The 251-nt window shown below is 45.4% G+C and carries 1 pseudogene; it reads left to right on the top strand.

The window, feature by feature from the left end:
* Window positions 1-251: pseudogene (locus LJE12_RS19880) on the top strand (ATP-binding protein); the annotation flags it as partial.

The following is a 251-nucleotide window of genomic DNA, read 5'->3' as shown; positions in this document are numbered from 1 at the left end:
AAGAAATCCATCTGGCGCAAGTTTACAAAGGCGATAAATACCTATGAGCTTGTAAAGCCGGGGGATAAGATTGCGGTGTGTATCTCGGGCGGTAAGGATTCCATGCTTATGGCAAAGCTTTTTCAGGAGCTTAAGCATCACAACAAGTTTGATTTTGATGTGAAGTTTCTCGTCATGGACCCGGGCTACAATGAGGCAAACAGACATGTCATAGAGGAAAACTGCAGGAACCTTGGCATCCCTGCCACTAT

Source organism: Blautia sp. DFI.6.71 (genome assembly GCF_020593585.1).
Classification (GTDB): domain Bacteria; phylum Bacillota; class Clostridia; order Lachnospirales; family Lachnospiraceae; genus Blautia_A; species Blautia_A wexlerae.
Note: the sequence above shows the minus strand (reverse complement) of the source record. Positions and strands in the feature narration are given on the sequence as shown.